Below are 14917 nucleotides of genomic sequence, written 5' to 3'. Positions count from 1 at the left end.
TTCATATTACATTACAGGGGTATATTTATCTCTAAACTTAACCTCATCCTCTATAACCTTTGCAACCGAAAGGAGCCTTGCTTCCGTGGTCCATGGCGAGATAAGCTGCAAGCCTATGGGAAGAACGCCTCCTTTTTTTGTCGGGTTATCCGTAACGCCGACAGGCAGACTTAACGCCGGCAAATAAGCAAGATTAATGGATATTGTGTAAATATCCGATAAATACATGCTTAACGGATCGCTCATTTTTTCCCCTATTAAAAATGCGGGCGTCGGGGATGTCGGGCCGAGTATGATATCCACATTATTAAAAGAGTCTTTGTAGTTTTTAATTATTAGTTTTCTAACCAATGACGCCTTTTTATAATAGGCGTCATAATAGCCTGCGGATAAGGCAAAAGTTCCCAATATTATCCGTCTTTTAACCTCTTTTCCAAACCCGAATTCTCTTGATTTTCTATAAAGCTCGTCAAGGCTTTGAATACCTTTGCCTTCATTGAATCTGCCGCCAAAACGAATGCCGTCATACCTTTCGAGGTTGGAACTTGCCTCGCTTGTGGCTATTACATAATACGCTGCAACCGAATATTTTGTGTCGGGCAGCGTTATATTAACGATATTTGCACCGAGGTCTTTTAATAAATCCTTTATTTCCATTATCTTTGAATGGATTTTTGGGTCCAGTCCTTCGGAGAAAAACTCAACGGGGATACCCACTCTTAAGCCTTTTATGATAGATTTATCCGCTCTTTTTACTATTTCGGGATAATCTTTAATCTCTAGTTTTCTTGTGGTTTGGTCTTTTTCGTCAAATCCTGCAACCGCTTTAAGCATTATTGCGGCATCAAGGACATCATTAGCAATAACCCCCGCCTGATCAAGCGACGAACTGAAAGCGATAATACCGTATCTGGATATTAACCCGTAAGTCGGTTTTAACCCGACAACGCCGCAAAGGCTTGCAGGCTGCCTAACGGAGCCCCCCGTATCCGTCCCGAAAGACCCGGCACACAAATCGGCGCTGACACTGGCGGCGGAACCGCCGCTTGAGCCGCCCGGCACCCTGTTTAAATCGAAGGGATTTTTAGTTATTTTATATGCCGAATTTTCCGTAGAAGACCCCATAGCAAATTCATCCATATTAGTTTTTCCGATAAATACATAATTATTTTTCTTTAATCTTTTTATAACGGTTGCATCGTACGGGCTTATAAAATTATCAAGTATCTTTGAAGCGCAGGTAGTTTTTTTACCTTTTATCAAAAAAATATCCTTTATAGAAAGCGGAATACCAGTGAGGTAAGGGAAATCTTTATTTTTTTGAATTATTTTATCGGCATATTCGGCATTAGATAAAGCCTCTTCAAAATCGTTATAGAGATAAGCGGAAATAACAGGGTCTATTTTTTTAATTCTTTCTATGTAAGAATTTGTAATATCTGCGCTCTTCACCTCACGGTATTTCAAGAGGTCGTTAATCTGATGAATCGTTAGATTAGATAAATCCATTTATTGAATTCCCCTTTTTATAAAAATTATAAATTATACGGTGTTGTAAATGCGAACCGTCATCATTTTCTGGATTATCGCTTCGCTCTCGCACTTCGTCAATTTTGAGATGCAGTCCGTTATTAAAATTGCCGATCGTTATTCTATAACCTGTGGAACGACAAAAAAGCCGTATTCCGAAGTCTCCCCGCTTGCCTCAAAGTTTGGAGCGTCATTTTTGACGATATTAAAACTAAAACTGTCGTCCGGGACGCATTCGTCAAGTCTGCAATCCTTATAAAAATTTGTCTTCAGAGCAACCCCGCTGACTAAGTTATCATAATCCAGTTCGCCTGATATGGCGTTTACCTCTGAAACATCGGCTTCTTTAAGCATATCAATGTATTCCAATATCTTATTCAGCTCCTTCGAAAAGTGTTCGGAATCGCTTTCGTTTAAATTTAACTTTGCAAGTTTCACAACATGATTTATGTCTATAATGTTTCCGGTATCGCTCATAATAAATTTACCCCTCCACGCCTAATAGTATTCATAACTATCGACTATTTCTTCGATTAAGTTTTCAGGTATTTCTTTTAAAAACCTTGACGGTAAATTATATTTATATTCTTTTGCCATTCTCCTTTTCTTAGACCATGTAATATAAAGTTTTTCCTTCGCCCTTGTTATGCCGACATAGCAAAGCCTTCTTTCTTCCTCCAACGACGATTCATCCCCCAACGACCTTATATGCGGAAAAAGCTGTTCTTCCAGTCCGACCAAAAAAACAACCGGAAACTCAAGCCCTTTTGCGCTATGGAGCGTCATAAGAGAAACCTTCGCTATATCGGTATCAATTGAGCTTCGCTGATTTTCAATTCCCGTATTTCCTCTGTTCTCGTCAATCGAGCTCTGGTCTAAAAATTCTATAATATTTTCAAATTCCTGTGAAGCGTTTATTAATTCTTCTATGTTTTCTATTCTATTTTGATCCATTGGGCTTACGCTGCCCTTCGGGTCATTTATCTCTGAAGTCTCCCCTCTGAGCATGGATTCATAGCCTGAAGCCTTATAAATTAAATTAAGGGCGGCTTCCAATTTATTTTCGCCTTCTTTTTGATTTTTATTTTGACTCGGGTAGTCTATTTTTTCATCGGTTTCATTGTTGCTTTCAATTAAATGCCTTAACTTTAAAATTAAATCAAAATAGTTCGCCAGACCCGCACCCCCCCTACTTCCTTCCCTGTTTTCAGGGGGGGATTGAGAGAGGGGGTTAAAATCAAAACCGCTTTTGTCCGTCAGGGTATTTTTTAAACCTTTGACCTCGCCAAGCAAACCTGATTTAAAAGCCGTTAAAATATCCATGCCGTTTTTTTCGGCAATATCTTCCATAGTTTTTATAGTTTTTTCGCCAATCCCGATTGGCACGCACTGAACGCTTCTTTCGAAGCCCACTAAGTCTTTAGGGTTTACCGCAAACCTTAAAAAGGAGAGAATATCCTTTATTTCTTTTCTCTGGTAAAATTTTAAACCGCCATAAATTTGATACCTGACGCTTTCCTTTATCAACCTGTCTTCTATAATTCTCGACTGAGAGTTAGCCCTATATAAAACGGCTATATCTTTATTGGAATAGCCGTCTTCCCTCACCAGCCTTCTTATCTCGCGCGCCACAAAATAAGCCTCCGACAAATCGCTATTTGCCCTGTAAACGGTTATAAGTCCGCCGCCCGATTTGTCTGTTTTAAGCGTTTTGTCTTTCCTTAATTTATTGGTTCTCACTAAACTGGAAGCGGCATTGAGAATGTTTTTAGTCGAACGGTAGTTCCTTTCTAATTTGATAACACAGGTGTTCGGAAACGCTTCCTCAAACCTTAATATGTTATCGATATTCGCCCCTCTAAAACTGTATATGGACTGGTCATCATCGCCTACAACGCAGATATTTTTATATTTTTTGGATAAAAGCTTGATAAGTTTATCTTGAATAAAATTGGTATCTTGAAACTCATCGACCATGATGTATCTGTAAATTTTAGAATAGCGTTCCAAAATTTCGGGATTTTTTTCGAACAGCTTCACTGCATTAAATATTAAATCCCCAAAATCCATTGCATTATTTTCTTTTAGTTTTTTAGAATATGCCTCATAAATAATCGCATAGTTTTTCTCCCATGGCTTCACATTAAGGTGGGCTTCTTCGTAACCTATATAAGAATTTTTATTTCTCTCTATAAAATACTTTACTTTAGAAGGGGTGAATATCTTTTCGCTAATATTAAGCGACTTGACTATCTTGGAAAGTATTTTTCCGCTATCGTCATCGTCAAATACTACGAAAGACTTCCCGTATCCAATTATATCGGCATGTCTTCTTAGCAATTTAAGGCAAAATGAATGAAATGTGGAAAATTCGGGAAGATCATTAATGCTATCCTTCTCCAGCGCCCGTGCAATCCTCTCCCTCATTTCCTTAGCAGCCTTATTCGTAAAGGTTACGCCTAAAATGTTATACGGTTTAGCTCTTCCCGTTTTTATCAAGTGGAGCGCCCTTAAGGTTATAACCCTCGTTTTTCCCGAACCTGCGCCTGCCAAAATCAAAAGGGGTCCGTCTTCATGCAGCACCGCCCTGAGCTGTTCTTCATTTAAACCGTTTAAATATGAACTTTGCTGATTTTTTTCGGCAGGTTGAGTTCCGCTGATTTTCAATTTGTTTAATTTATTTCCCATTTTCTTATTCTACCGTCACGCTTTTAGCTAAATTTCTCGGCTGGTCGATATCCGTTCCCTTAAGCGCGGCAATATGGTAAGCAAACAGTTGAAGCGGAACGGTGTAAAGCACCGGGCTTAAGACCTCCAGTGTTTCTGGTATTCTTATTAAATCCGATAAACCGTCTATTTCGGGTTCGTAATCCGCAACGGCAATAACCTTGCCGCCCCTTGCCTTTATCTCTTCGATATTGGATATTGTTTTTGGCGCAAGCATATTATTTGACAAAAGGAACAAAACAGGCATATTTTCATCGACCAGCGCAATAGGCCCGTGTTTCATCTCACCCGCCGGATACCCCTCGGCATGGATATAGGATATTTCCTTTAATTTTAACGCCCCTTCAAGCGCAACGGGATACAATATGCCTCTGCCCATATATAAAAAATTGCTGCTTTTATAATACTTCTTTGCAATATCTTCTAAGGTTTCATCCATAAATAAAATCTTTTCCATTTTTTTTGGAAGTTCTACTAAATTTTTAAAAATATTTTGGGAATTAAGCCATTGATACTTTGGCATTAAACCAGACTTTTCTCCCACATATAATGCAAGAAGCAATCCGCAAAGAAGCTGCGTCGTGAATGCCTTTGTCGAGGCAACGCCGATCTCCGGTCCCGCATGAGTATAAATAACCCCTTTATTTGACAAACCTGTTATTTGAGAACCGGGAACATTGGTAATAGATAATATCTTGGCCCGCTTGGCTTTTGCAACCTCTAAAGCGCTGTTGGTGTCTGCCGTTTCACCAGATTGGGATATGCCCACAAAAATATCGTTTTGAGAAATAGGAAAATTTTCGTATCTAAACTCGGAACCATACTCCACGATAACAGGCAAACCGCAAATCGTTTCCATCATATATTTAATGGCAAGGCTTGCATAATATGACGACCCGCAGGCTATAAAAACAATCTTGGGTGAATTTACGATATCGTTTTTAGTAAGTTTTAACCCTTCGAGCGAAATATCAAGACCTGCTAATACATCATTAAAACTATTTTTGGCATTTTCGATAAATCCCTTTTTAGCCTTTTTTATTTTAATTTTATTTAGATTTATAACATTATCTTTAATTCCTTCCTTGAGCATTACCCGCGAGGAAAAGGCGTCTAAAATGCGGGCAGGCTGCTCGAATATCTCTTTTTGCATAAAGTGGGCAAAACCTGATTTTGCCGCCCTTGAGGCATCCCAGTCTATTTTTGTAATCGTTTTGTTAACTTTTTTTCCTTTAAATGTAGTTATATCTAAATTACCATCGTGGAAATGTGCTATTTCGGAGTTTTTAAGGTATATAACATCGTTCGTGTATTCTATCAGCGGCGAAATATCGCTTGCCACATAAAGATTATTGCCCTTTTGCGCCAAAACAAGGGGCGGACCGAACTTAACCGCGGCAATGCTCCTGGAAGCTCCGTCCAGCGCCAGTATCGCAAAAGCCCCCAAAAGTTCGGCAGATGTTAGTCTTACCGCTTCATAAAATGATCTGCCTGCGTTAATATAATCTTCTATTAAATGGGCTATAACCTCCGAATCGGTTTCAGTGATAAACCTGTGCCCCTTTTTTATAAGCTTATTTTTTAAAGCCGCATAATTTTCTATTATTCCGTTATGAACTATTGCGATATTACCGCTGCAATCGATATGGGGATGGGCATTTTCATCCGTCGGCCTTCCATGGGTAGCCCATCTTATGTGTCCGATGGCAACATCGGAATTTAAAGGAGCAACGCAACTAAATTCGTTTGAAAGATTTATTAACTTTCCTGATTTCTTTATATATTTTATTAACCTGTCATCATTATCGTAGTATGCAATACCCGACGAATCATAACCCCGGTATTCGAGGCTTTTAAGTCCGTTCAATACCACGCCTACCGAGCTTTCGTTTTTAAGATTGCCGGAAAAACCCATTATACCGCACATTTTATGCCCCATCCTGTTTTTGTTTTTTTGTCTTCTTTTGTTTCATTTTTTTTGCCGCCCACCCGGCTATATTCCGCTGCGGCATTCTCGCTATTGCCAGAGACCCTTCAGGAACATCCTTAGTAATCGTAGTTCCCGAACCGACATAAGAATTTTTTCCTATTTTAACAGGGGCTACCAATTGCGAATCCGAACCTATAAAACAGCCGTCTTCTATAATTGTTTTATATTTTTTTACCCCGTCGTAATTGCAGGTTATAACACCAGCGCCTATGTTCACGCCATCGCCTATTAGCGCATCGCCTATATAACTGAGATGAGCCGCCTTTGTATTTTTGCCTATTATAGACTTCTTAACCTCAACAAAGTTTCCTATTTTGCCGCCCTCAAGAATTAAAGAACCGGGCCTCAGGCGCGCAAAAGGACCAATCCTGGCGCCATCCATAACGAAGGCTTCTTCCAGAATGCTATAGCTTTTTATTGCCGTTTTACCCGCAATAAAAGATTCCTTTATGACACAGCCGTTTTCCACGATTACATCGTTCAATATATGAGTATTTCCGGATATAAAAACATTTGGATAAATCGTTGTGTTTTTACCTATTTCTACATTATAACCTATATAAACATTGTCGTCCGATATAAAATTTGCCCCGTTTTCCATTAACCTTCGAAGAACTCTTTTTTGGAGCGCCTTTTGAGCGTCAAGCAAATCTGACTTAGAGTTGACCCCGATAAACTCATCCCTGTGAAAAGAGGTATAGCACATGGTTTTTAAACCGTTTTTAAAGAAAATATTTACAATATCGGTAAAATAATATTCCTTCTTAAGATTATCGGGCTTAATTTTCTTTATCAATCTTTTAAGATGGTTCAATTTAACTACATAAACACCAGAATTAATCTCTTTAATTTCTCCGATATTTTTAGGGTAATTTGCAAGTTCGTTTTCTTCTACTATTTCTTTAACATGTCCATTTTTATCTTTTAAAATTCTTCCGTAGGAATAAGGGTTTTCCGCTTTTACCGAAAGAACGGTCAAATCATTTTCGTTGTCTAAATGAAACTTGATTAAATCTTCAAAGGTTTTTGCTTCGATTAACGGCATATCGCAGGGGAGGATTAACAGGCTGGATTCATCGTCCGCAGGCGTAAACATATCTAAAGCCTTTAAAGCCGCATCGCCGGTCCCAAGATACTTCTCCTGCTCGGCAAAATCAAAAAGTACGCCCTTTACTTTAAACCTCTTTTCTTTTAAAATATAATTTTTGACGGATTCACCCTTGTGTCCTATTACAATGCCGATTTTACCTATTATAACCCTGTGCTTATATCCTCTGTAAATATTAAAAGCCCTTCTCGTATTTATAAGCGCCTCTACCGTATAAAATATCAACGGGTTTTCCAATAAAGCCGAAAGAGCCTTTGGCTCCTCGGATTTCATCCTTGTTCCAAGACCGCCTGCAAGCACGGCTACGGAAATATTTTTTATCTCCTTATTCATTTTATTTCTTATTTTCTTATATTATTTATTTCGTAAATTTTTCTATTTAATATTTAATTATATATAATATTGCAGGTATTAATCAATCATTATTACGATGCCTGAATATGTCAAGGAGGGTGGAATAGCCATAGGTCGTTTTTATGGGAAGGCTTATAGAAACAAACACCACTAATGCCGATATAAAAAATCCCCCGATTAATAAATACATATTTTTGTCCTCTATAAATATTAAAGCGGATATTATTCCGATAAAACCGCCGATAAGCGCCGCCATCAGCCTTTTTATAATATGTATCAAAAAGTTTTCCAATCCAGAAATATTGTTCGGATGAATCTTAACCCTGAAATCCTCTGCGTAAGCGGCATGCATAACCCTTTTTGTGTCCAATATAAACTCTTTCACATGGTTGAACCCCTCTTTGATAATATTTAACGGCGTCATTTTTTTCCCGAGAGGGGTTTCTTTTATATACCTTTTTGCCACGGGAACTATGTCCTTTACAAGATTATAGGAGGGGTCCAAAGCCGTTCCTATCCCCTCTAAAACCGCCGCCGTTTTAAATATATAAACCAAATTTTGCGGAAGTTCGAACGGAAAGGCGTAAAAGCTTTTCATAATGTCATTAATTATCTGCTGTATTTTTTTGTTCGAAATATCTTTTTGGCTTAAAACCCTGTACAATTTTTCTGCCATTTTTTCCAAAAGCTGGCGGGAGACCTCTTTATTTATAATCCCAAGAGCATAGTAGGCATCTATTATCCCCGGAAAATCCATTTTAATGCCCGCAAGAACCGCCTTAACAAGATTTTTTTTTGTATCCTCCGATATATGTATAACAAGCCCGTAATCAAGCACTATTATCTTTCCTTCTTTATTGACTAAAATGTTGCCCGGGTGGGGGTCTGCATGAATTACGCCCTTAATCAAAGACTGATAAATATAAAACTCTATGAGCCTGTTAATGACCATTTCAGGCTCTATCCTCATATCTTTTAATTTTTCAAAATTCGTAATTTTAACACCTTCATAAAAATCCATAACAAGGATATTTTTTGAATTAATCTCCGAATAGGTTTTGGGAACAATTATATAGTCAAGTTTCTTTCCTATTTTTCTAAACTCTTTAATATTTTTAACTTCGTGCATTAAATCCATCTCTTCGTAAATCGTTATTTGAAATTCCCTTAAGACAACCGAAATCGATTGAATGGATTTATTTTGCGGAAAAAAAATTTTCAAAAGATTTAATACGTTTCTTAGCGTTACAATATCTATTCCCACATTTTTTTCTATATCAGGCCTGATAACCTTGACAATGACATCCTTGCCGTTATAGGCAGCCTTATAAACCTGAGCTACCGAAGCGGCGGCAAGCGGTTCTTTATCGAACTTATCAAAAACCGCATTTATAGGTTTCCCTAAATCTTTTTCGATAATAGGTTTAATCCTGGCAAATGGAACGGGGGGAACTTCATCCTGAAGCGTAGAGAGGGCATTTATGTATTCGGGCGGCAAAAAATCGGCCCTTGTGGAGATTACTTGAGCCAATTTAATAAAAGTGGGTCCTAAAGACGCAATAATTCCGGTAAGCCATTTTGCGGACTTTAAGTGATATTTTTCGCTTAATGCTCTTCTTCTTCCGAATATTACAAACCTTTTTTGAGTAAAAAGTATATATAAAATAAATGGTATTGCTTTAAAAAAGATATAAAGGTTTCTCTTTATCAATAGTAATTGCCCGTAGAGATTATTGTTACCGTATTAGAGCTTGAATTTACGACAAAACAGTAGTGTCCGTCGGGAGAAATGCTAACCGCTGTCGGATAATCCCCAACTTTTATCGTTTTAACCACTTCGTCCTTAGCGACATCGATAACGCTTAATGTGGAACCCTGCGTATTTACGACATATAGATACCTGCCTGACGGGGTTATCGCCGCGGCGGAAGGACCTTTGCCCGTATAAACGGTGGCAACCTTTCCAAACGGCTGAGGAATATAGTTTGAAGACGGAGCAGGAATAGCAGGAGTTGGAGCGGCCGGAGGTGTAATTGCCGCTGCCGCCTGCGCCGGAGACAATGCGCCGGGAACAACGGGGGAAGCAGGCGCAACTTGCGCATAAGCTGCGGTTGTCTTTTTAATCCTTATAAAGGCGGCGCTCGAAGCCGAGGTAACGGTTACTAAGGCAACGCTGCCGTCTGGGGATACCGCTACATTTATCGGCCCTGTAGGTAAATTTATAGTTTTAATATGGTCAAAATGAACGGCATTGTATATCGAAACTGCCATATTTTGATAGTTTACGACAAATAACATCATTCCATCAGGCGTTAAACCTAAGGATGACGGATCGGACAATGTTTTAAATTTTCCTGCCGGGGCAAAATTTTTTGCATTGTAAACATAAATCCTATTTTCTTTGCCTGAAGCAACATAAAAATAGCGAACAGGAGAAGATAGTGGCGAAAAAGCCACGGATGTCGGATTTTTCCCCGTGCGTATATTTCTGATAACGCTCAAAGAAGAGACATTTATAATCGAAACTGAAGAGCCTCCCGCATTTGTAACTAAAACAATTTTTCCGTTAGGAGATATGGCAATGCCTTGAGGTTTTTTCCCTACTCCGATCCTCTTAATTACGGCATTTTGCCTCGTGTTAATTACATCGACTTCGTTATTATGAATATTTGCAACAAAAGCAAGCCTTGAATTTGGGGTAAATACAACATTGACGGGACTGCCGCCTGTATTGATATTAAGCGCTTTCGTAAGGGTTGCCATATTTAAAAGGCTTACATTACCCGAAGCGGTGTTGCAGACATACGCAAAGGTAAGCGAAGGGGCAATGGCTACGCCGGTGGGATGAGACCCGACCTTAATAGATGCAACGACACCCTTTGTAGCCATGCTTACAACCGAAACGGTATCGTTATCGGCATTTGTAATAAGGGCATAACTGCCGTTCGGGGAAAAAGCGACGCCGAAAGGAAAACTCCCGACAGGGATATTTCTTGAAAGCCGTGGGGCAAGAAATGCGTAAGACAGAGATGAATTTAAAAAAACTCCAAAAATAAATATAACTATAAAAAGAAATAATGCCTTTGTATTGCCAAAAACTTTTAACATGATTTGCACCCCGCAGGTAAACTTTATTTTTATGATTTTAGTAAAGATTTAAATTCGTCTTCGCCGATTATTTTAAGCTTTAGCTTCACGGCTTTATCGTATTTAGAACCGGGTTCGGCGCCGGCTACGACATAATCCAAACTCTTTTTTACGGTTTTTTCGATAATCCCGCCCCGTTCCTTTATCAAATTTTCGGCTTCGTCCCGCGTAAAATCATTTAAAGCGCCAGTAAAAATAAAACTTTTACCCGCTATCAAATTTGATTCATTGGGTTTTACGATATTAATATACGGCAATACGCCTGCTTTAAAAAGCCTTTCTATAACATCAATATTTGACTTAAGCCTGAAAAAATTATATATCGAACTTCCGATCTCTTCGCCTATGCCGAATTTTGATGAAAGTTCCTGAACCGTTGCGCTTTTAATACCGTTTATATTGCCAAAATAACGAACAAGCAAAGAGGCGATATGTTCGCCTACATGTCTTATACCCAACGCATAAATAAATCTATCATAAGATATATTTTTAGATTTTTCAATAGAATTAAAAAGATTTTCTTCGGATTTTTCTCCAAACCCTTCTAACTTACTCAAATCTCCATGTTTTAAATAATAAATATCCGCCACATTTTTAATCAACCCTGTTTCAACCAGCCTATCCACTATTCTTTCCCCAAGCCCTTCTATGTCCATTGCCCTTTTTGAGGCAAAATGAACTATTGCGCCTTTAATCTGACACGGGCAGGAAAGCTCATTCATGCATCTGCGCGCCGCACCGTCTATTACAACCTCGGACCCGCAGCAGGGGCATTTATCGGGAAGATTAAAAGCCCCGCTCCGTTTCCCCTTCAAAACGACCTTGACAACTTCAGGTATGACATCCCCCGAACGCTCAACCAGAACCCTGTCCTCGATATTAATATTTTTTTTATCTATTTCATCCTGATTGTGAAGCGTCGCCCTTTTAACTATAACTCCTCCGATGTTTACGGGGTTTAAAACCGCTACGGGAGTCAATATCCCCGTTCTGCCGACCGATACCTCGATATCTTCGATAACCGAAACATCCTGTTTCGCCGAAAACTTATAGGCGGTTGCCCACCTCGGGCTTTTGGAAATCTCGCCAAGCCTTTCCTGCAGAAAAACATCGTTCACTTTTATAACAACGCCGTCTATTTCAAAAGGAAAGGATTCCCTTTTTCTTGAGGCTTCGTCAAAAAAATTCACCGCCCCCTTGATACCGTTTGCAACCGTCATATTTTTATTTATATTGATTCCAAAAGATTTTAAAAGATTCATGAGTTCAAACTGGGTTTTAAAGTTTATTTCTTTTGAATACTTCCCGATGCCGTAAGCAAACATTATAAGATTCCTTTGTGCGGTAATTTTAGGGTCGAGCTGCCTTATGCTGCCCGATGCCGCATTTCTAGGGTTTGCAAAAAGGGACAACCCTTCGTTGAGCCTTTCCCTATTAAGTCTTTTAAAGTTTTCTTTATCCATTAGAATCTCGCCGCGCACCTCAAGATAGCTTATATCTTTTAAAAGCTTAAGGGGTATCGTTTTTATCGTCTTTAAATTCGCCGTAACATCTTCGCCCGTTACCCCGTCCCCCCTTGTAGAACCTTGAATGAATATGCCGTTTTGATAAATAAGTTCTATTGCAAGCCCGTCAAACTTAAGCTCGCACTCATATTCAATATTACCGTCCATATCGTAATCTAAAAATCTCTTAATCTTTTTATCAAATTCTACGACTTCTTCTTTCGAATAGGTATTGTCCAATGAAAGCATAGGAATATTGTGTTTAACCTGCGCAAACTTTTCACTGACTGCGCCACCGACCCTTTTAGATGGAGAGTCTTCCCTTGCATACTGAGGATATTTTCTCTCAAGCTCCGTTAATTCTTCAACCAATTTATCGAATTCGTAGTCGGACAGAACGGGGTCTTCAAGCATATAGTAACGGTAGTTGTGGTAATTTACGGCATCCGTTAATTCATCTATCTTTTTTTTTGCGGCTGAATCGTCTTTCACTTGGACTCCGAAGGTTTTCGATATTGTTTTCGATATTATAGAAGAAGCATCAGTAAATCGCGTTATATAAGTAATAATTTGTCAAAACCTTTTTAACATAGTTTCTTGTTTGATTAAAAGGGATGGATTCAATGAATAACAGCATATTATCCCCCTTAAACGAATAAGTCTTCCAGTAATTAACGGCATTAGGTCCTGCATTATAAGATGCTATGGCAAGATATTTTTTGTCGTTAAACTGGTCTAAAAGGGTTTTTAAATAATAAGAGCCGAATTGAATATTAATATTTTTAGAATAAAGCATGGGTGGATTAAAATTATAGCACTTGACTCTTTTTGCTATATAATATCCGGTGGAAGGTATAATCTGCATAAGTCCGATAGCGCTTGCGCTTGAATAACAGGCAGGATTATAAAGGCTTTCCTGCCTCATAACGGCATAAATCAAATTAATGGGAATGCCATAATGGTTTGCATACCTGTTTACATAAGAAAAATAAGGCCGCGGATAAATAAATTTCAAAAAATCGGCGTTTTTAACGAGAGGTTTATCATTATAGAGTAAAACCATGGCCAAACCTGAAAGCTGCCAGTAATCGCCGAAACGATTCATAATACCTGCTAAACTTATCAAAACCGCCTTATTTAGTTTCTTTTTATGATTTTTAGCTGCTTTTCCGGCCTGTTTTATTATATCCTGGACTTCTATATTTGCTAAAGAATAAATTTTAAGATTTAAAAATGCTCTAAACCTTTTAAACTTAATATTTAAAGCAGGATTTTGTCTTAATGCCTCATTAAAAAGATGTAAATCACTTTCAAGGTTTAATTTTTTATAATTGTTAAGTTTAAAAGGGTCTTTTAATTCTATTCTCGACATTATGCCGTAATATGAAAAAACAGACGCGCTTTTTACCAAATTAAAATAAAAAGAGGCTTTGTTTGTCATCCCGAGTTTTTTCAGTATAATGCCATACCAAAACAGGTATTTTGCATCACTGCCGTAACTTCCGGTAACGCTTAAAAGCGGCTCGAGCTCTTTTCTTGCATTTATAACCGCTCCATTTTTTAAATCCTTCATGGTCTTATTCCAGACTATTGCCTTATAAATAGACAAACCCCGTTCGCTTAAATAACCGTTATTTTTTATTATATGTTTCAACAAGCTTAATGCCTTATCTTGATTATGCAGATTATAATAATAGTAATCGACTTTCATATATAAAAGCCTCGATGATATGCTGCTATCCTTATTTTTGCTATCATGCTTCAATAATTTATTAACATCTTTTAAAAATAAAGGGCTTTTTGTCATAAGCAAGTCTTTAATCTTTATTAAAGCGGCTTTTTGACCGTTTATGCCCGATAATAGTTCTAACGATTTTACATAATAAGCATCATAATACAAATCCTGCGCCCTTTCGATTTTTTGAGGATTTGTCAGGTATAAACCGTTAAAGCCGGGGATATTCTTTATCTTTTTAATTATGTAATGCTTGTGCGAGAAATAGGGATAGCGGATATAAAGCCGCAGCAAATAGCTCTTTGCCTCCCTGTAATTCTTTAATCGTAAATAAATTTTCGCGGCTTGAAAAATTGCGTACGGCCTTACTGACGGAGATTTTGAATGTTTAATAATATACTTAAAATGATCTATTGCCGAATATAAATATCCATTCTTTTTTTCCGAAACGGCAAGATAAAAAACAGAATTTTTATAAAAAACAAAATTTGGATAATCCTTAGCCAATTTAAAAAGCACATAATTTGCTTTACGGTATTCCTTTAATTTTACAAAACAAATACCCTGATAGTATAAGGCATAGTCGCTTAATAATCTTCCCTTAAGCGTGTAGAGCCAGAACATGCCCGCAGCCTTTTTATAATTGCCGCCCTTGTAAAAGTTATAGGCCTCTTTAAAATAAATCCCGTTTTTATTATATTTTTCATTGTAGCCGCTTAAATATGAAAAAGACTGCTTTAACTTTATAAAAAATGGCAGGATGATAAAAACGCAAAAAATGCATATTTTAATTAATCTTGACATTTTATTATTTTACTTTA

General features: G+C 37.9%; 9 protein-coding genes. All 9 read right to left on the bottom strand.

Annotated elements, in window-relative coordinates; all coding sequences use genetic code 11:
- Positions 1-6 precede the first annotated feature (6 nt).
- Positions 7-1509, bottom strand: coding sequence for an Asp-tRNA(Asn)/Glu-tRNA(Gln) amidotransferase subunit GatA (gatA, locus tag EVJ47_04675; GenBank protein RZD14466.1), 1503 nt, complete (start codon positions 1507-1509; stop codon positions 7-9).
- Between the two features lie 138 nt (positions 1510-1647).
- Positions 1648-2007, bottom strand: a complete 360-nt coding sequence (locus tag EVJ47_04670; protein ID RZD14465.1) for an aspartyl/glutamyl-tRNA amidotransferase subunit C — start codon at positions 2005-2007, stop codon at positions 1648-1650.
- Between the two features lie 21 nt (positions 2008-2028).
- Entirely contained in the window at positions 2029-4218 is a 2190-nt protein-coding gene (locus tag EVJ47_04665) for an ATP-dependent DNA helicase PcrA (protein ID RZD14464.1), read from the bottom strand.
- 4 nt (positions 4219-4222) lie between these two features.
- On the bottom strand, positions 4223-6184 hold the full coding sequence (gene glmS, locus EVJ47_04660) for a glutamine--fructose-6-phosphate transaminase (isomerizing) (GenBank protein ID RZD14463.1): 1962 nt from the start codon (positions 6182-6184) through the stop codon (positions 4223-4225).
- A 1-nt stretch (position 6185) separates the two neighbouring features.
- The gene (glmU, locus tag EVJ47_04655; GenBank protein RZD14462.1) at positions 6186-7688 is read right to left on the bottom strand and encodes a UDP-N-acetylglucosamine diphosphorylase/glucosamine-1-phosphate N-acetyltransferase; all 1503 of its coding nucleotides are present in this window, start codon (positions 7686-7688) and stop codon (positions 6186-6188) included.
- 82 nt (positions 7689-7770) lie between these two features.
- Entirely contained in the window at positions 7771-9420 is a 1650-nt protein-coding gene (locus EVJ47_04650) for an AarF/ABC1/UbiB kinase family protein (protein RZD14461.1), read from the bottom strand.
- On the bottom strand, positions 9417-10817 hold the full coding sequence (locus EVJ47_04645) for a hypothetical protein (protein RZD14460.1): 1401 nt from the start codon (positions 10815-10817) through the stop codon (positions 9417-9419). The genes EVJ47_04650 and EVJ47_04645 overlap by 4 nt, the downstream gene beginning before the upstream one ends.
- Before the next feature lie 29 nt (positions 10818-10846).
- Positions 10847-12853, bottom strand: a complete 2007-nt coding sequence (ligA, locus tag EVJ47_04640) for an NAD-dependent DNA ligase LigA (protein ID RZD14459.1) — start codon at positions 12851-12853, stop codon at positions 10847-10849.
- A 49-nt stretch (positions 12854-12902) separates the two neighbouring features.
- Entirely contained in the window at positions 12903-14900 is a 1998-nt protein-coding gene (locus EVJ47_04635; GenBank protein ID RZD14458.1) for a hypothetical protein, read from the bottom strand.
- Positions 14901-14917: the final 17 nt, after the last annotated feature.

The organism is Candidatus Acidulodesulfobacterium ferriphilum (assembly GCA_004195035.1).
In the GTDB taxonomy this organism is placed as follows: domain Bacteria; phylum SZUA-79; class SZUA-79; order Acidulodesulfobacterales; family Acidulodesulfobacteraceae; genus Acidulodesulfobacterium; species Acidulodesulfobacterium ferriphilum.
Note: the sequence above shows the minus strand (reverse complement) of the source record. Positions and strands in the feature narration are given on the sequence as shown.